Origin of the sequence: Formosa algae, from assembly GCF_001439665.1 — a bacterium.
GTDB lineage: Bacteria > Bacteroidota > Bacteroidia > Flavobacteriales > Flavobacteriaceae > Formosa > Formosa algae.
The window spans coordinates 33,890-52,884 of record NZ_LMAK01000002.1 but is presented as its reverse complement, the minus strand read 5'-3'; the positions used below and the strand labels follow the sequence as shown (position 1 = coordinate 52,884).

Here is an 18,995-nt window from a genome sequence, read left to right as displayed (position 1 = left end):
CATTATGCCGCTATGGAAGCTTTTGTGCGTTGGGAATATTAAAAGATGTATTGAAAAAGACAAACAAAAAAGGCGAGATTTAAATCTCGCCTTTTTTTATTTATAAAAATTCATAATGTCTATATAATGCGCTACAGGCTCAGAAAGTAGAGGTTTACAATTCTTGCCGTCACGTATGGCTTGTCTTATAAATGTTGAAGATATTTCTACAACAGGAGCATCTATACGGTGTATCTTCGGGTGATTTTTCAGTTGGGCTTCTGTTTTGCCTTCAGAAATTCTCGGATACACATATAAATCGTGATTTTTTAGAATAATATCGTTGTTTTTCCACTTATGGAACCCTTTTAAATTATCCTCGCCCATGATTAATGAAAACTCATGATTTGGATGTTTTTCAAAAAGATAAGTCAGCGTGTTAATCGTATAACTTGGCTGTGGTAAATTAAACTCAATATCGCTTACACTTAGTTTGTCATAATCTTTGGTAGCCTGATATACCATTTCAAATCTATGATGATTGTCTAATAGTGTATTTTTCTTTTTAAACGGATTATGTGGCGTTACAACCATCCAGACTTGTTCTAGGTCGCTATATTCTGCCATGTGGTTTGCAATAATTAAATGTCCCGTATGTATAGGGTTAAAGGTGCCAAAGTAAAGCCCGATTTTCATAAATTATTAATCTTTATTTATGAATTCTGAAACCACTTTCTCTGCTTCTACAAGCGCATGTTCTAAAGTGTCGTTTTCAATAATACAATCAAAAAGTGGTGCTGTTGCAAGTTCGGCAGATGCTTTTGCGACACGCATATTTATTTTGTCTTCAGACTCTGTTTTACGCTTTTTTAAACGAATTTTTAATTCGTCTATACTTGGTGGTTTTACAAAAATAGAAAGGGTTTCTTCTGGAAATTTACGTTTTATACGCAATCCGCCAGAGACATCAATATCAAAAATAACGTGTTTACCTTGGGCCCAAATACGCTCAACTTCAGTTTTTAAAGTACCGTAAAAGTTATCGCGATAGACTTCTTCCCATTCTAAAAAGGCATCGGTTTTTATATTGTTTTTAAATTCTTCTAGCGATAAGAAATAATAATCTTTAGCGTGTTCTTCTGTACCGCGTTTTTCGCGTGAAGTTGCTGAAATTGAGAATTCTAAATTTAAATTTTCAAGACCAAGTAAATGTCTTACTATGGTTGTTTTTCCAGAACCAGATGGTGCAGAAAACACGATAAGTTTTCCTTTAGACATGTTATAAAACGTTTAAAAGTTGTTCTTTAATTTTTTCTAATTCGTCTTTCATTTGCACAACTAATTTTTGCATAGGTGCATAGTTACTTTTCGAACCAATAGTGTTTATCTCTCGACCTAATTCTTGTCCGATAAATCCTAGTTTTTTTCCGTTAGAATCTTTAGAATTTAAAGAGGTCATAAAGTATTCTAAATGATTTTTTAAGCGGACTTTTTCTTCAGTGATATCGTATTTTTCAATGTAGTACACCAATTCTTGTTCGAATCTGTTCTCGTCAACTTTCTCTTTCAATTCTTCAACACCTTTACGTAAGCGTTCTCTAACACCTTCAATACGTTCTGGATCTATAGTAATTACTTGTTCTAATAGCGACTCTATAGTTACTATTCGTTTTTTAAAATCGGCTTCTAAAACTTTACCTTCGTCAAGTCTGTATTCGCTAATATGGTTTAAAGCTTCGTGAATTTCTTTTAGAATAGTAGCCCACTCGTTTTCGTCCATATCTTGGCGCTCTGTACTCAAGGCATCAGGAAAACGTACAGCCATTTTAAGCAATTCGGTTTCATCACCATCAACAATCTCGCGAAGTTGCTTTAAATACTCTTTTACAACGGGTTTATTAATTTGTGTAGAGGTTTCTTCACCAGTAATTTCAACAAAAATGGAAAAGTCAATTTTCCCACGTTCTAACTTGTCGGCTATAAGTTTACGTAAATTCAATTCTTTTTCTCTATAGAAAGACGGCATTCGCGTGTTTAAATCCAGATTCTTACTATTAAGTGATTTTATTTCTATAGAAATTTTTTTGGTTGGTAATTGTATTACAGATTTACCGTAACCCGTCATTGAATATATCATAAACTATAATTAAAAAGTTATGCAAAGGTAGTTAAAGTTAAGCGTATAGAAAATTCTAAAACTGAATGTATACAGACTATTATTTTTTATTTTTGAAATAAATTTTAAGGCATGTATACTAAACAATTTGAAATTAGATGGAGTGATATTGATGCGAATCGGCATTTAGCAAATTCTGCTTATACTAATTTTATGAGTCATACGCGAATGGCATTTTTATTAGAAAGTGGGTTTTCGTCTAAAGATATGGCTAAGCACAACATTGGTCCAGTGGTGTTTTACGAGCATATGTATTATTTTAAGGAAGCATTTTTAGGTCAGCCAATTACCGTTGGACTTGAAGTTTCTGGAATTAGCGAGGATGGAAGATTCTTTAAATTTGAGCACAATTTTTATAATGATAAAGGCGAAAATCTTGCACACTGCGAAATGTTAGGTGGATGGATCGATTTAAAAGAAAGAAAACTGACATCGTTACCAGAAGTGTTAATGGATATGGCGAATGCTTTCCCTAAAACAGAAGATTTTAAAGTGCTTACTAAAGCCGATACACGGGTATTTAATAAAGTACCAAAACCTTTAAAAAAGTAAGATTACTCTGTTTTTTTGGTCACTAAATAGACACCCATAAAAATTAAAATAGCGGTTATTATTTTTACTATGTTAATGGTGTCGCTCCCTATAATTAAAGCAAAAATAGCAGCTATAACAGGTTGTATATATACAAATGTACCAGCTGTTGATGCTTTTAATTGGGTGAGACCAAGGATGTTTAGTAGGTAAGCTCCAAAGGTTGCAAAAACAACGACAAAGAATGCAGAAAATGCAATATAAGGCGAAAATGTATGCCACTGTACGGCGTTAAATTCTTGTAAGCCAAAGGGTGTTGTCATTATTAAACCGAGTAAAAAGAGCCATTTAATAATGGTTAACGGATGATATTTTCCAGTCAGCCTTTTTGCAATAATAAGGTATACACTAAATGCTGTGGCATTGAGAATAATTAAACAGTTTCCTAAAATAATATTATCTGCAGGGTGAATGGGTTTTCCGTAAGCGCTTAAAATTACAGCACCTGTAAAACCTAGAATAATGCCGAGTATTTTTAATGGCGTTATTCTTTCCTTCAGATAAATAGAAGACAATACAATAACTACAATAGGTGTAATGGTAGATATTACTGAAGCATGAATGGGTGTGGTAAATTCTAATCCTTTAAAAAAGGAGAGCATATTTAAACACATGCCAAAAAATGCGGCGATAATAAATGTTAAGTAATCTTCTTTATCTATTTTTTGTTTTGGCGTAAACAAACCAACAATCCAGAATAGGGTAGTTGCTCCCAATAAACGTAGGAGTATAAACCCGAAAGGTTTAATATATCCGCCGTCAATAACATCGTTTGCAAAAGAGTAGTTTAAACCATAAAAGAGCTGAACTAAAAATAGAGCAATTAAAGCTAATATGCGTTTATTCATGTAAAGCTGCTTTGGCTGCTGCAACGTTTTTCTTGCTGTTTCCTATAAAGATTTCGTTATTGTAAATAAGTACTGGACGGCTTAAAAACGTATAGTGTTCTAATATGTAATTTTTGTAATCTAGCTCCTCTAAAGATTGATTTTTTAAATCCATTTCTTTATATAATTTAGCGCGTTTACTAAAAAGGGCTTCATAACTATGCGATAATTTATGCATGTCTTCAAGCTGAGCAACCGTTATAGGTGTTTCTTTAATATCTTGAAGAATTACTTCGCTTGGTAAGTTTAATTCCTTAATAATACGCATACATGTATTACATGTTTTCAAATAATATATCTTGTTCATAATCGTATTTATTTTTTAAATGCCATTAATATTTAAATAGGAATTTGCTTCACTAAACGGTATAACAAACTCTGTTATTCCTGCAGCATAAGGTGCTATTTCGTAAGTATTATATAATAATATTAATCCATCTGGGCTGTACCCTATATTTTGAGGCAAGATAAAATTTTCTGGATCCATATACATATCTTCTTTCTCTGAGATCTCTTCGTTAAAATATGGGTTTGCAAACGAGATGAATTCTTCAGTGTTTTTAAAGAGTTTATCGGTAGTAATAAGTTCGCCTGTATGTGCATTAAAATTTAAGAAGGTAATCACTAAAACACCATGGGCTCCTCCTGTATTTGTGTAGGATGATAGAGAAATACTGATAATGTCTGGAGATTTAAACATAACTTCTCCGTCTATTTGAGCTTCCCATTCTTGGACACTTTCAGGGAATTGATTTTTAAAATTGATGTATTCTGTATTGAAATTATCAATGTTTTCAGAAATAGAACCTTGAGATGGTTCCTCCTGATTGTACTGTAAAGCGGTCTCTACAAACTGATTTAAACTTTCGTTTATAAGTACAGAAACATTATCTCCTCCTTCTGCTTTAGGAATATTAATGTCGACAATAGTGTTGTTTGGTGTGGTAATATTTTGTTCAGAAAATGTAATTTCTTTTTTTTCGGTACACGAAGCCAATACAAAAAGACAGAAAATGATGAAAAATGAGTGTGATTTAGGGCACATGATATAGCTTTATTATTTAAAAATAAAGGTACATATTGAAGTTTGATATTTGAAGAGAAATCTAAATTTTTATAGTATGCTTAAGGATACTAAATTATGTGAGAAAATCTTAATTAAGATAGTAAACATAACCTACACTAACCCAAATTAATGAGTCGTTGTTTTTGTTGTAACTTAAATCATGATTTAATCCGTCTACCCAGTCGCTATTAAAGAATTGCCACTTTGCTTCTAATAAAAAATCTGAGTAACCACTCACTTTATATCGTATCCCAACACCTGTATTTAAGGCAGTGGTGTAGAACGATTCTGTATTTACAGCGCTTAATCCCCAAGGAGCATATATTTGGCTAGCATCAGTAACGTTAGAATCTGGATTAGCATATGTCATTTGAGCTCCTAAAATAAGATAAGGAGAAAAGTCGAAAAAGTTATAAAAAAAGTTTCTTAAACTTAAAGGGTAATATTCTAAAGCAATACCTCCGCTAAAATTTTTAGCTTCACCACGTTGGTTTCTTAATCTTTCTGCATTTTCACCAGTTTGATCTGGGTCTACATATTGACCGTAGTGTTGTAAATTTGTTTTGTTGTAAGACAGGTCGAAACGCAATTTGAAATGATCGTAAACATAATCACGTCTAGACCCCCAATCCATAGGGTTAATGTCAAACATTAAACCTGCTCCAAATCCAATGTTTCCTGAGTTTGTATCTTTGTCTTCTCTTAATCCGAAATCCGAACGCATCTGAGCGGGACCAACTAATAAGCCAATCTCATACCCTGTTTGAGCATAAGAAAAGTTTAATGAACTAAATAAAATTAAGATTAAAAGTAGCTTTTGTTTATCAAGCATTGTATTTGAGTTAAATATATGCTGTTAGTAGCATTAATAGCAGATACAAATATATAAAATGATTTTTATCAATCAAATAAAACTTATTTTATGTGTTAAGAATTATTTAACACGAAAATAATTACGAATTTGAGACAGAAAGAGTTTAATAATTAGAGATAATGTATATTTGTACTTCAAAACGAATGATTACTTAGCGGTATCATAATTTTTTTAAAATGAAAAAACAAATAGATGCTTTTATAGAGCTTGTAAAACAGAGAGATGGTCATGAACCAGAGTTCCTTCAAGCTGTTCACGAAGTTGCAGAAACTGTAATTCCGTTTATCGAAAACAATCCAAAATACAAGGGTAAAATGTTATTAGAACGTATGGTTGAACCGGAACGTACTATAATATTTAGGGTGCCTTGGATAGATGATAAAGGAGCGACTCAAGTGAATAGAGGTTTTAGAATAGAATTTAATTCGGCAATTGGACCTTATAAAGGAGGCTTACGTTTCCACCCTTCAGTGAATTTAAGTATTCTAAAGTTTTTAGGTTTCGAACAAACATTTAAAAACTCCTTAACAACATTACCAATGGGTGGTGGAAAAGGTGGAAGTGATTTCGATCCTAAAGGAAAAAGTGATAATGAGGTGATGCGCTTTTGTCAATCATTCATGTCTGAATTAAGTCGTCATATTGGTCCGAATACAGATATTCCTGCGGGAGATATTGGTGTAGGAGGAAGAGAAATAGGATACCTGTTTGGTCAATACAAAAGATTACGTAATGAGTTTACCGGTGTATTAACAGGTAAAGGTATGGAATATGGCGGATCTTTAATTAGACCAGAAGCTACAGGTTATGGTGCAGTGTATTTTGCAAAAAACATGTTGGAAACACGTAACGAATCTTTTGAAGGGAAAACAATCGTGATTTCTGGTTCTGGAAACGTGGCTCAATTTGCTTGTGAAAAAGCTACAGAATTTGGAGCTAAAGTTGTGACACTTTCAGATTCTTCAGGATATATTTTTGATGAAGAGGGTATAGATGAAGAAAAACTAGCCTTTATTAAAGAGCTTAAAAATGTTAAACGCGGTCGTATTAACGAATATGTTGAAGCGTATCCATCGGCTAAATTTGTTGCAGGAGAAAGACCTTGGTCTGTAAATTGCGATGTGGCCATGCCATGTGCAACACAAAATGAATTAAATGCAGTTGATGCGGAAGCGTTAGTCGCTAATCATGTAATTGCTGTTGCAGAAGGTGCTAATATGCCAACAACTCCAGAAGCAATTGCCATTATTCAAGGTGCTAAATTATTATTTTCTCCAGGTAAAGCATCAAATGCAGGTGGCGTAGCTACTTCTGGTTTAGAGATGAGTCAAAATTCATTACGTTTAAATTGGACAAGAGAAGAAGTAGATTCTAAATTACATCAAATCATGAACGATATTCATGCATCTTGTGTGGCCTATGGTACAGAAGAAGACGGATATGTAGATTATGTAAAAGGGGCAAATATTGCCGGGTTTGTTAAGGTCGCAGACGCGATGTTAGCGCAAGGTGTTGTATAGCGTATAGATTTCAATACATTTAAAAGCCATCAGAAATATGTTTTTGATGGCTTTTTTTTCTTTACTATTATAATGTATGCAAAATCTCTAATACCTTATTATGCATGCTGTCTGTATAATCAAGATGGGTTACTAATCTTAATTTACCTTGTCCCATATCACTTATTAATATATTATGAGCTTTTAGTTTTAAGATGAATTGATTACTATCAACATCATCATGGAGTTCAAAAATCACAATATTTGTTTCAGAGGGTTCGACAGATTTTATGCTAGAGCATGTACTTAATTGTTGGCCTAATTCTTTCGCTCTTTTATGGTCTTCTGCTAAACGTGTTATATTATGGTCTAGAGCGTACAGACCAGCTGCTGCTAAAAATCCTCCCTGGCGCATACCGCCACCAAGTATTTTTCGTACACGTAGAGCTTTATTCATAAATGCTTCATCACCTGTTAATATAGATCCTATTGGGCATCCTAATCCTTTGCTAAGGCAAACAGAAATTGTATCGAATAATGCTCCGTATTGAGTAGCAGTTTCATTTTTAGCAACTAATGCATTCCATAAACGTGCACCATCTAAATGATAGCCTAAATTATGGGTTTTACAGATGGTTTTTATTTTTTCAAGCTCGTTAAGATCCCAACATGCGCCGCCTCCTTTATTTGTAGTGTTTTCAACTTCGACTAGTGATGATAACGGACTGTGATAAAAATCTGGTGGATTAATGGCTGCTGTCACATCTTCAGCTGTAAACATGCCGCGATTGCCGTTAATAAGTTTGCAAGACACCCCGCTATTAAAAGATGCGCCTCCGCCTTCATAATTATATATGTGTGCATATTTATCGCAAATCACTTGTTCTCCAGGTTGTGTGTGTATTTTAATGGCTGTTTGGTTAGCCATTGTACCGCTTGGGAAAAACATGGCGTGCGATTTGCCAAACATTTCAGCAATGCGTTTTTCTAATTTGTTTATAGTATCGTCTTCTTTATAAACATCGTCACCAACTTTTGCAGACATCATGGCGTCCAGCATTTCTGAAGTTGGTTTAGTTACCGTGTCACTTCTTAAATCAATAATCATGAATCTATATTTAAAAAATAATTAATGAAGAAAGTTAACAGATTCTCTCTTAATATCTTTTTAAATCATTAAATTTTATTTGGATGTGTTATAATTATGAATTTTTTATTAACAACTTGTTATTTTTATTAAAATATAGTTAATAATGTGAAATTAATAAACATATTTTATAGACTAGATAAGAAATAATAAGTAATTTAGAAAAAACGTAAAATGCATGAAGCCAACTAATTTTAAGCATCTTTTTTCTTCATATGATGGTAATGAAAATTTGTTTGATGAAATTTTCGATAAAAAACAAAATGTTAGAAAAGTATATCAGAAACTTTTTGATATATATAATGATCAATCCATTGAAGATTTTATCAATTTAAATAATAAAGCTAAAACGTCATTTTTTAATCAAGGAATTACATTTCAAGTTTATAATGATGAGAAAGCACAGGAAAAAATATTTCCTTTCGATTTGTTTCCTAGGATTATAGACGGCGAAGAATGGGCTACTATTGAAAAGGGTGTCATTCAGAGGTGTAAGGCTTTAAATGCATTTATTTGGGATATATATCACGATAAGAATATTATAAAAGCTGGTTTGGTTCCTATGGAATTAATAAGCTCTTCTGCCAACTACCTGAGACAAATGGATAATTTGGATCCTGTAGGAGGTATCTATAACCACATCTCTGGTACAGATCTTATTAAACACTCCGACGGTAAATATTATGTCTTAGAAGATAATATTAGGTGTCCGTCTGGTGTGAGTTATGTAATCTATAATCGTAATGCACTAAAGCGCTCGTTATTTGGGGTTTTTAATCATTATGATATTCATACGGTTACAGACTATTCAGAGAATTTATTAGAGATTATGGAATCTGTTAAGCCAAAAGGTGTCGATGTTCCTACTTGTGTAGTAATTACGCCAGGAGTATTCAATTCTGCATACTTTGAACATTCCTACTTGGCAAAAACTATGGGTATAGAATTAGTTGAAGGTCGTGATTTGGTTGTAGAAAACGATTTTCTGTACATGAAAACCATTAGCGGACTTAAAAAAGTAGATGTTGTTTATAGACGAATTGATGATGGTTTCTTAGATCCTTTAGAGTTTAAAAAAGATTCTGCTATCGGTGTGCCTGGATTATTTTCGGCCTATAAAAACGGAAATGTAACCTTAGTAAATGCACCTGGAACAGGAGTGGCCGATGATAAAGCGATTTATACCTACATGCCAGAAATTATTAAATTTTATTTAGGCGAAAAACCTATTTTAAATAATGTGCATACCTACCATTGTAGTCGACCAACAGACTTAAAGTTTGTTCTAGAAAATATTCATAATTTAGTTGTTAAGCCAGTAGATGAAGCAGGAGGTTATGGTATTTCAATAGGTAACAGATTAACTAAAGCTGAAATTGCAGATGTTAAAAAAGTGATTCTTCAAAATCCAAGAAAATATATTGCACAACCTATTATGTCGCTTTCTGTGCATGCAACGTATATCGAAGATTGCCAATCTTTCGAGCAACGCCATGTCGATTTAAGAACCTTTACATTGTTAGGTCAAGATAAAGAGTTTGTATTAAAAGGAGGTCTGACACGTGTCGCCTTAAAGAAAGGAAATTTAATAGTGAACTCGTCTCAAGGAGGAGGTTCAAAAGATACTTGGGTTTTAAAAAAATAAATAATATATGTTAGCAAGAATAGCCAATAACTTATTTTGGATGGGACGTTATATAGAACGTGCAGAACATACAGCGCGCTTTACAAACGTAAATTACTTTTCGTCTTTAGATGCACCCAATAAATTATCTAGAGATCGCCAATTTGTACTACAATCTATATACGAAATGGTGGGAGAAGAAGATGAAAAGGATGAGGTATTGATAGAGCAAGATGTGCTTTATAATGTAGCGCTTAATCCAGATAAACACTATTCCATTTTAAAGTGTATATGTTATGCGCGTGAAAATGCAAATAGTTCTAGAGATTTAATTTCTAACGACTGTTATGAAACGATAAATAAGTTTTATCATTCGGTGATGAATTACTCTAAAGACTATTTTGTAACTCGCGGACTTCATGATTTTACAAGTCACATTATGCATCAATCTACCATTTTAAAAGGTAAGATTAGAGGTACAATGTTACATGACGAAGTATATGCATTAATTAAATTAGGTATAAACATAGAACGTGCTACACAGGTTACACGAATCTTACAAATAAAATACGATGCTGCAGAACAAGTGACTTCAAGCAAACCAAAGCATTTAAAAAAGAGTTACGAGTGGACTACACTTTTAAAATGTGTAGATTCTTTCGATATTAACCGAAGAGTTTATAGAAAGCCGCCAACTCAAAGTACGGTTATAGAATTTTTAATGCTTAATCCGAATAGTCCTAGAACAGTTTTATATTGTTTGTCTCAGATTAAAGAGCATATAACCATGTTAGATCCATTAAAAGCGCACGAAAAAAATACGGCTTTGTTTTTAATAGGAAAAATGATGTGCGAGTATAAATACAAGACGGTTGAAGATATTGAAGACAATGTGAAAGAATTTATCGCACATACGTTTTCTAGCTTAATTAAATTAAGTGAAAAACTTGAAGATGAATATTTTTATCATTAAAAGAAAAAGGTATTGATAAAATGTTTTAATTTGAATTTTAAATCTAGTTTAAAATATGTTCAATTATACAATAAAATATACGACAGAAAACACTTACGAAAACCCTGTTTTTGAATCGTATTGGCAGTTTATGGTTACACCAGAAACTAATTCAAGTCAAGATTTAATTTCAAGTAGTTATTCCGTTTCAGATGATAACTCTATTGAAAAATCTATAAATGGATATAATTTTGAAACGACTAGAATTCATACCAAGAAGCCTTTCAATAATTTAACCTTTGAAGCTATTTTTAAATTAAATAAAAGTGAAATTAGTCCAATTGAACCAAATCCTGAGTTTACTGTAGAAGACGATTATAAAGCCATTGAGGTTCTTGATTTTAAAGTAGATTTTGAAGCGTTTCTAAATGCTACAGAGCTTACGGCTTTACCTAAAGTCGCTGTGAAACTTTTTGAATTTGAAACATCAAAACATATTTTAGATAATGTAAAACAATTAAACACTTGGGTTTACGACTTGATTACTTTTAAAGCTGGAGAAACTACAGAAGACATGCTTCTGGAAACCGTTTTAGAAAAAAAAGAAGGTGTGAGTTCAGATTTTGTGCATTTGTTTTGTGCTATAGCGCGAGTAAATAAAGTGCCAGCACGTTATGTTTCAGGATATTTACATCAGGGCGATGGCTTTTTTGGAGATTCAGAAATGTATGCTTGGGCAGAAGTTTATATCCCTAATTTAGGTTGGATAGGTTTTGATCCGGGAAATAATATTCTTGCAGATCACAATCATATAAAAGTAGCCCATGGTAGAGATTATAAGGATTGTCCGCCATTAAAACAAATTATGTACGCTTATGGCGAGCAAGAATCTAAATTTGCTGTAGAGGTAAACTATGAACAATAATATGCCATGAGATTTATTTTTTGAAAAAAAGTATAGTACTTTTGAGTAAAATTTAATGCATATGATAACAGCAGATCAAATTAAAGATCTTTCACACCGCCTTACGTCGTTAAGGCAATATCTTTGACATAGATGTCAAACTCATAGAAATACAAAACGAGGAGGAGCAAACCTTCGATCCTAATTTTTGGAACGATTCAAAAGCAGCTGAAGTGATTATGAAATCACTTCGTGTTAAAAAGAAATGGGTAGAAGATTTTAATACTGCAACAACACTCGTAGGAGATTTAGAAGTCTTGTACGAGTTCTACAAAGAAGGCGATACGTCTATAGAAGAAGTTACCCAACAATTCGAAAAAGCACAAACCCTTTTAGAAGATATCGAGTTTAAAAATATGTTGTCTGAAGAAGGCGATGGTTTAAGCGCGGTATTGCAAATTACAGCAGGGGCTGGAGGAACAGAAAGTTGCGATTGGGCAAATATGCTTATGCGCATGTACTTAATGTATGCCGAAAAAAGCGGATTTAAAATCAAAGAATTAAACTATCAAGCAGGCGATGTAGCCGGAATAAAAACAGTAACCTTAGAGATAGAAGGCGATTTTGCTTTTGGTTGGTTAAAAGGAGAAAATGGTGTGCATCGTTTAGTACGAATTTCTCCGTTTGATAGTAATGCGAAACGACACACAAGTTTTGCTTCAGTGTATGTTTATCCTTTGGTTGATGATACGATAGAGATAGATATTAATCCTGCAGATATTGAAATTACTACGGCACGTTCAAGCGGAGCGGGCGGTCAAAATGTGAACAAGGTAGAAACTAAAGTGCAGTTAACACATAAACCAACAGGTATTCAAATTTCATGTTCAGAAACAAGATCGCAACACGATAACAGATCTTGAGCCCTTCAAATGTTAAAATCTCAGTTGTACGAAATAGAATTGCAGAAACAATTAGCACAACGCGAAGATATAGAAGCAGGAAAGATGAAAATAGAGTGGGGAAGTCAGATTCGAAACTATGTAATGCATCCATATAAACTAGTAAAAGATGTTAGAACAGCACACGAAACTGGAAATGTAGATGCTGTTATGGACGGAAATATAGATGCCTTTTTAAAAGCCTATTTAATGATGATGGGACAAAAAACAGAAGATACTAATAACTTATAATCACAATTAAAATATGATTACAATTTATCACAATAACAGATGTAGTAAATCGCGCGAAGCATTAGATATTCTTGAAGCTTCAGGAAAAGAATTTACTGTTGTAAAATACTTGGAAGATGTTCCAACAAAAGCAGAACTAACACGTATTATCGAATTGTTAGATATTATGCCCATCGATTTGGTGCGGAAAAACGAATCAGTTTGGAAAGAAAATTTTAGAGATGTTAATCTAACAGATGAAGCAATTATCGATGCTATGATTGAGTATCCAAAACTTATTGAACGCCCGATTGTTGTAAATGGAGAGCGTGCTGTAATAGGCAGGCCACCACAAGATATTACAAGCATCATATAAATAGTAAAGCCTCTAATTCAATTAAAAATTTAGGGGCTTTTTTCTTTTAACAATCTTTTAACTAAGATCAACTAAACCAATTTCGTTTCTTGCGGTCTTATTTAATTAAAACAACAACTCAATGAATTTAATAAAACAAGTAGTATGTAGTCTGCTGCTTTTTATATTTTGCCTTAATGTGCAAGCGCAATCAGGTAAAGAGATTACAATAACAGGACACGTTATTGAACGAGAAACAAGTCTGCCTCTAGAATATGCAACAGTAGCCTTTAGAAATAGTACTGATAATAGTGTGGTTACCGGTGGTATTACAGACGATCAAGGTAAATTTAGTATTTCTGTGCCCGTTGGAACTTACAATATCTCTTTTGAATATATTTCATTCAAAAAACAAACACTTCAAAATAGAAATTTATCTAAAAACATAGATTTAGGTAATATTAGCTTAGCATTAGATACAGAATCTTTAGCCGAAGTAGAGATTATTGCAGAAAAAACAACAGTAGATATTAAACTTGACAAAAAGATTTATAATGTTGGTCAAGATTTAACTGTAAGTGGTGGTACGGTAAGCGATGTGTTAGATAATGTACCTTCAGTTTCTGTAGATGTTGAGGGGAATATTGCTTTAAGGGGAAATGATAATGTTACCATTCTTATTAATGGGAAACCTTCTGGTTTAGTGGGGTTAAGCTCTAATGAAGCTCTAAATCAATTACCTGCAGATGCTATAGAGCGTGTAGAGGTTATAACATCTCCATCAGCAAGATATGATGCAGAAGGAACAGGAGGAATCTTAAATATCATTTTAAGACGTAGTAAATTACAAGGTTTAAACGGTTCTATCACAGCAAATGGAGGGTATCCAAACGCTGCGGGTATTTCTGGGAATATTAACTACCGTACAGGGAATTTTAATTTTTTTAATACTACAGGGTATTCATACCGAGAATCTCCTGGAGAATCTACTACAGAAACAGAATACTTTAATTATGAGTACGATGATGATGGTAATGTTATAGACGATCTTGAGAATACTTATTTAAATGAATATCGTGATTACGATAGAATAAGAAAAGGATTAAATACCAATTTTGGTGTAGAGTGGTATATTACAGATAATACATCGGTAACGGGATCTGTGTTTTATAAAAACAATGATAACAGTTCAAATACCACTAATGATATTTTAGAGGTTGATAGTGACGGAAATCTTATTAATGAAACCTATCGTTTCGATCCGGAATTAGAAGATGATAAAACCATACAATACGCTTTAAATTTCGATAAGCAATTTTCAGATAAGCCAGGCCATAAATTAACTTTCGATTTTCAATATGAAAATACTTCAGAAGATGAAAATTCTCTTATTACAGAAAATGGCTTTGATTCTGAGCAAGTAAGAACTTTAGAAGAACAAGATCGTGTATTATTACAAACAGATTACGTACTTCCGTTGGGAGAAGATAGTCAGTTTGAATTTGGATACCGTGGTAATTTCAATACGTTAGACACAGATTATACGTTGGCTTATTATATAGATGATGAATTTGTTACCGATACAGATGTTAGTAATAACTTAGTTTATAAAGAGCGTATTAATGCGGTGTATACGCAATACGGAAACAAGATAAAAGATAAATTTTCTTATTTATTAGGACTGAGAATGGAGGCTACGGGAATTGTTATAGACCAAGTCACTAGCGACGATTATGAAGATAAAGATTACTTAGGATTGTTTCCTACAGTAAATTTAGGATACGAATTTTCTGAAGATCAAAGCATCATGTTAGGGTATAACAGACGTATTAGAAGACCACGATCACGTTATATAAATCCGTTCCCATCCCGAAGTAGTACGACGAATTTATTTCAAGGAAATCCAGATTTAGATCCTAGTTATTCGTCTTCTGTAGATTTAGGATATTTATACAAGTTTGGAGATGTTACTTTAAACTCATCTATTTATTACCAACATGCTACAGATGTATTTACTTTTATAACAGAAGCAACAGGAGAAACTGTTGTGGTTGGTGGTACAGATATTCCAGTAATTAAGCGTTCGCCAATTAACTTGGCAACAAACGACCGTTACGGATTTGAGTTTACAACAACTTATAGTCCAACTAAAAAATGGAACGTAAATGCGAATTTCAATTTCTATAATTCTATTACAAGAGGGGATTATAATGGGGTTAATTTTGATGCAGATAACTTAAGCTGGTTTATTCGTTTAAATAACAAAGTAACTCTACCTGGAGAAATAGATTGGCAAACTCGATTAATGTATCGTGGCCCAGAAGAAGATGCACAAAATAAAACAGACGGTATGTTTTATTGTAGTTTAGCGTTTAGTAAAGAAGTGTTTAATAAAAATGCATCTATTACTTTTAATGTAAGCGATGTGTTTAATTCTATGAAAAGATCTATGCTTTCTACTACAGAAACGTATATTAGCGATAGCGAATTTCAATTCAGACAACGCTCATTCAATTTGGCATTTACATATAGATTCAATCAACAGAAAAGTCGTCAAGACCGCAGAGATAACGAAGGCGGTGGCGGAGACGAGATGGAGTTTGAAGGCTAAAATATTTAAAAGCTTCCTATTTTAGGAAGCTTTTTTTCTTTAATATATTATTTTGCTATAAAACTCGTTACTTATAAATATATTTGAAACATTAAAAAGCTTTTATGTTTAAACGTGTATTTATCCTTTTTTTGGTATTGTGTCCATTCATTTCAATGGCTCAAGATTATTCTGAAACATGGGATGGGTATTTTTCATATTATAATATTATAGATGTTACTGCTAGCGAGAATAAAATTTATGCCGTAGCAGAAAATGCAGTCTTTACTTACGATATTTTAACTCAAGAAATCAATACGCTTTCTACTATACAAGGTTTGTCTGGAGAAAATATTTCAACACTTCATTATAGTCCAGATTATGGTGCTTTGGTTATAGGCTACGAGAGTGGGTTAATGGAAGTTGTTTTAGAAGAAACCTCAGAAGTTTTAACCGTTGTCGATATTGTTGATAAGTCTACTATTCCAACAGTAAATAAGCAAATTAATCATTTTAATGAATATGAAGGTTTGCTATATATTTCTACAAATTATGGCGTGTCTGTATACGATTTAAGTCGCTTAGAATTTGGTGATACTTATTTTATAGGTAATGCAGGTGTACAAACTATAGTTACACAAACTACTATTGCTAATGGCTACATTTATGCGTCTTGCATGGATGGTACAGGTTTAAAACGTGCCGAAATAGATAATAGTAATTTAATAGATTATAACCAATGGACCACAATTTCTTCAGGTAATTTTACTGCTGTAGAAGCTGTAGGTGGTGTTGTGTATACCGTGAATTCAAGTCGTGCTATATTAAGTGTTAATGGAACTAGTCTTAGTAGTTTAAGAGTCTTTTCAAGTGCACCAGTAGATGTTAAGTCGGCAAACGACGAGTTGATTATTACCACAGCAGATCATGTGTATTTATATTCAAGTTCGTTTAGTTTATTGGAAGAAGTTGGTGCTAATGATACTAATTATACATCGGCAATAACTACCATAGACCATTTTTATATAGGGACAGATAGTTCCGGTGTTCTAAAAACGGCAATAGGAAGCACTACTAATTTTGAAGAGATTCGTCCGGATGGGCCATTAATGAATATACCTTATTCTGTAGAGGCAGAGTATAACAATGTTTGGGTGACTTATGGCGATTATACAGTGTCTTATAATCCTTTTCCGCTTAGAACACGTGGTATTAGTCATTTAAAAAGTGATGTCTGGAAAAACATTTCTACAGATAGTATTTTAGGAGCTCGAAATTTAACCAACATTTCCATCAACCCTAATAAGATTAATCAGGTCTTTATAAGTTCGTTTTACGATGGTATTTTAGAAGTCGAAGCAGATGTAGTAACGACTTTACATGACGAAACTAACAGTGGTTTAGAGCCTATAGAGATTTCAGGATCTACAGATATTCGTGTAAATCCTTCAACTTTTGATAGTGACGGATTGTTATGGAGTTTAAGCGGACGTATATCGAGTCCTCTAAAATCTTACGATCCAGATACAAATCAATGGAAATCGTACAGTTTTGAAGGCTTATATTCTGATGGATTAAATGGAGAATGGGGGTTTTCAGATATTGCTATCGATAATTCTGGAGTTGTATGGACCGGAGGTTATGTTAATGGTGTAGTTGGTTACGATTATAGCGCAGGAACTTCTCAAATTAGAAGCTTAAGCGAAGAGTCTGAAAATATGCCTAGTACTGTAGTTACGGCTGTTGCTATAGATAACAGCAATCAGTTATGGATTGGTACCATTAGAGGCTTACGTGTGCTTTATAATACGTCTAGTTTTTTTACTGCAAGTACTGTTGAAGCCAGTGAAATTGTTGTTTTAGATGATGGTGTAGCCAGCGAATTATTATCGTTAGAATTTATTACAAGTATAGAAGTCGACGGTTCTAATAATAAATGGATTGGAACTATTGGTTCAGGTGTATTTTATTTTTCATCAGACGGGCAAGAAACGATCTTTCATTTCACAAAAGACAATTCACCTTTACCATCAAATAATGTTACAGATATTAGTATAGATAGCAGTAACGGTAAGGTGTATATTGCTACAGAAAGCGGATTAGTCGCATATAACTCTGGGAGTTCTTCAACAGAAGATTCTTACGAAGATGCCTATGTGTATCCAAATCCGGTCAGACCAACCTTTAATATTACAGAAGATTTAGTGAAAATTAAAGGTTTAACAGATCATGTAAATATTAAAATTACAGATATTGAAGGAAATTTGGTTGCAGAAGCACAATCAAATATTAATTCAAGATATAGTGGTTATAATTTAGAGATTGATGGAGGAACTGCGTTTTGGAATGGCAGAAACTTAGCAAATAACGTCGTGCATTCCGGGGTGTATATTATCATGCTCTCAGATACCGAAACATTTCAAACTAAAGTGCTTAAATTAATGATTATTCGGTAATGTTTAATTCTTCAAGTGCCATTGTATTATCCAAGCTAAAGTATCGCGATAACGATCTTATTGTAAGTTGTTATACCAAAGATTTTGGTGTCGTGAGTTTTTTATTGCGTGGTGTTTTTAAAAGTAGAAAAGGGAAAGCCCGCGTAGCATATTTTCAGCTGTTGTCTCAAATTCAGATTGAAGCAGATTTCAAAAAAAACAGATCGTTACAAACCTTAAAAGATGTCAAGCTTAATGTGTTGTATTCTACCTTGCACACTCAGGTTGTAAAGAGTGCTATTGTTATGTTTTTAGCAGATGTTTTAGCAATGGTTTTAAAAGAAGAAGAAGGCGATGCAGAATTGTTTGAATTCTTAGAAAATGCATTTATGGTTTTAGACGAAACCTCAGAGTCTGCAAACTTTCATCTGGTGTTTTTAGTGCATTTAACCAAATATTTAGGCTGCGCACCAGACACTACAAATAGCGACTATAATTATTTTAATTTGTCTACCGGACAGTTCGAAAAATACGCTACCGGAATATATTCCATATCTGGAGATAATTTAAAATATTTAAAGTCTTCATTAGGCATAATTTTTGATGACTTAGGAACAATGAAAATGAATTCTAAGCAACGACAATCGTTCTTAGATATGTTACTGTTGTACTACGAATTGCATCTTGGGCAGTTTAGGAAGCCAAAATCATTAGCCATTTTTAGTCAAGTATTTAATTAACAAT

17 protein-coding genes and 1 pseudogene are annotated in these 18,995 nt (G+C 33.1%); 10 read left to right on the top strand and 8 right to left on the bottom strand.

The features are described 5' to 3' along the window. Nucleotides 1-96: 96 nt before the first annotated feature. Genes nadD through AST99_RS00195 form a run of 3 tightly spaced genes read right to left on the bottom strand, consistent with a single transcriptional unit; the run spans nt 97 to nt 2,116 of the window. Nucleotides 97-675: a nicotinate (nicotinamide) nucleotide adenylyltransferase gene (gene nadD, locus AST99_RS00205; RefSeq protein ID WP_057777899.1), complete on the bottom strand. Its 579-nt coding sequence runs from the start codon at nt 673-675 to the stop codon at nt 97-99. A 6-nt stretch (nt 676-681) separates the two neighbouring features. Beyond that, nucleotides 682-1,257: a guanylate kinase gene (gmk, locus tag AST99_RS00200; RefSeq protein ID WP_057777897.1), complete on the bottom strand. Its 576-nt coding sequence runs from the start codon at nt 1,255-1,257 to the stop codon at nt 682-684. Between the two features lies 1 nt (nt 1,258). Further along, nucleotides 1,259-2,116 carry a YicC/YloC family endoribonuclease gene (locus tag AST99_RS00195; protein ID WP_057777896.1) on the bottom strand — a complete coding sequence of 286 codons (858 nt, stop codon included), beginning with the start codon at nt 2,114-2,116 and terminating at the stop codon, nt 1,259-1,261. Between the two features lie 111 nt (nt 2,117-2,227). Here AST99_RS00195 and AST99_RS00190 point away from each other — a divergent pair, with 111 nt between their 5' ends. Continuing rightward, on the top strand, nt 2,228-2,707 hold the full coding sequence (locus tag AST99_RS00190) for an acyl-CoA thioesterase (RefSeq protein WP_057777893.1): 480 nt from the start codon (nt 2,228-2,230) through the stop codon (nt 2,705-2,707). A 2-nt stretch (nt 2,708-2,709) separates the two neighbouring features. Here AST99_RS00190 and AST99_RS00185 read toward each other — a convergent pair whose 3' ends face one another. The 4 genes from AST99_RS00185 to AST99_RS00170 all read right to left on the bottom strand — a co-directional run bounded on the left by AST99_RS00185 (nt 2,710) and on the right by AST99_RS00170 (nt 5,531). Then, nucleotides 2,710-3,594 carry a DMT family transporter gene (locus AST99_RS00185; RefSeq protein ID WP_057777891.1) on the bottom strand — a complete coding sequence of 295 codons (885 nt, stop codon included), beginning with the start codon at nt 3,592-3,594 and terminating at the stop codon, nt 2,710-2,712. After that, nucleotides 3,587-3,940 (bottom strand): arsenate reductase family protein, encoded by a 354-nt coding sequence (locus tag AST99_RS00180; RefSeq protein ID WP_057777889.1) that lies wholly within the window; start codon nt 3,938-3,940, stop codon nt 3,587-3,589. Before AST99_RS00180 ends, AST99_RS00185 begins: the two co-directional genes overlap by 8 nt. Nucleotides 3,941-3,955: 15 nt before the next feature. Further along, a complete protein-coding gene (locus tag AST99_RS00175) occupies nt 3,956-4,678 on the bottom strand; it encodes a DUF3298 and DUF4163 domain-containing protein (protein ID WP_057777887.1) in 723 nt (240 codons plus the stop codon). 109 nt (nt 4,679-4,787) lie between these two features. Beyond that, entirely contained in the window at nt 4,788-5,531 is a 744-nt protein-coding gene (locus AST99_RS00170) for a THC0290_0291 family protein (RefSeq protein ID WP_057777885.1), read from the bottom strand. Between the two features lie 218 nt (nt 5,532-5,749). Between AST99_RS00170 and gdhA the strand changes: the two genes are divergently transcribed. Then, nucleotides 5,750-7,093 carry an NADP-specific glutamate dehydrogenase gene (gene gdhA / locus AST99_RS00165; RefSeq protein ID WP_057777883.1) on the top strand — a complete coding sequence of 448 codons (1,344 nt, stop codon included), beginning with the start codon at nt 5,750-5,752 and terminating at the stop codon, nt 7,091-7,093. A gap of 67 nt (nt 7,094-7,160) precedes the next feature. On the opposite strand, the gene AST99_RS00160 is transcribed toward gdhA, so the two are convergent. Further along, nucleotides 7,161-8,180 (bottom strand): threonine aldolase family protein, encoded by a 1,020-nt coding sequence (locus AST99_RS00160; protein WP_057777881.1) that lies wholly within the window; start codon nt 8,178-8,180, stop codon nt 7,161-7,163. A gap of 217 nt (nt 8,181-8,397) precedes the next feature. Here AST99_RS00160 and AST99_RS00155 point away from each other — a divergent pair, with 217 nt between their 5' ends. The 8 genes and pseudogenes from AST99_RS00155 to recO all read left to right on the top strand — a co-directional run bounded on the left by AST99_RS00155 (nt 8,398) and on the right by recO (nt 18,991). Further along, complete coding sequence (locus AST99_RS00155; protein WP_057777880.1) at nt 8,398-9,864, top strand: circularly permuted type 2 ATP-grasp protein; 1,467 nt, start codon at nt 8,398-8,400, stop codon at nt 9,862-9,864. Nucleotides 9,865-9,871: 7 nt separating this feature from the next. Beyond that, entirely contained in the window at nt 9,872-10,816 is a 945-nt protein-coding gene (locus AST99_RS00150) for an alpha-E domain-containing protein (protein WP_057777878.1), read from the top strand. 55 nt (nt 10,817-10,871) lie between these two features. Beyond that, nucleotides 10,872-11,720, top strand: a complete 849-nt coding sequence (locus AST99_RS00145) for a transglutaminase domain-containing protein (RefSeq protein WP_057777876.1) — start codon at nt 10,872-10,874, stop codon at nt 11,718-11,720. A 61-nt stretch (nt 11,721-11,781) separates the two neighbouring features. Continuing rightward, nucleotides 11,782-12,892: pseudogene (gene prfB, locus AST99_RS00140) on the top strand (peptide chain release factor 2). A 13-nt stretch (nt 12,893-12,905) separates the two neighbouring features. Continuing rightward, nucleotides 12,906-13,247, top strand: coding sequence for an arsenate reductase (glutaredoxin) (arsC, locus tag AST99_RS00135; protein ID WP_057777874.1), 342 nt, complete (start codon nt 12,906-12,908; stop codon nt 13,245-13,247). Nucleotides 13,248-13,368: 121 nt separating this feature from the next. After that, nucleotides 13,369-15,837 (top strand): TonB-dependent receptor, encoded by a 2,469-nt coding sequence (locus tag AST99_RS00130; RefSeq protein ID WP_057777872.1) that lies wholly within the window; start codon nt 13,369-13,371, stop codon nt 15,835-15,837. A gap of 104 nt (nt 15,838-15,941) precedes the next feature. Continuing rightward, nucleotides 15,942-18,272 (top strand): type IX secretion system anionic LPS delivery protein PorZ, encoded by a 2,331-nt coding sequence (gene porZ, locus AST99_RS00125; protein ID WP_057777870.1) that lies wholly within the window; start codon nt 15,942-15,944, stop codon nt 18,270-18,272. Further along, a complete protein-coding gene (gene recO, locus AST99_RS00120; protein ID WP_057777868.1) occupies nt 18,272-18,991 on the top strand; it encodes a DNA repair protein RecO in 720 nt (239 codons plus the stop codon). Before porZ ends, recO begins: the two co-directional genes overlap by 1 nt. Nucleotides 18,992-18,995 lie beyond the last annotated feature (4 nt).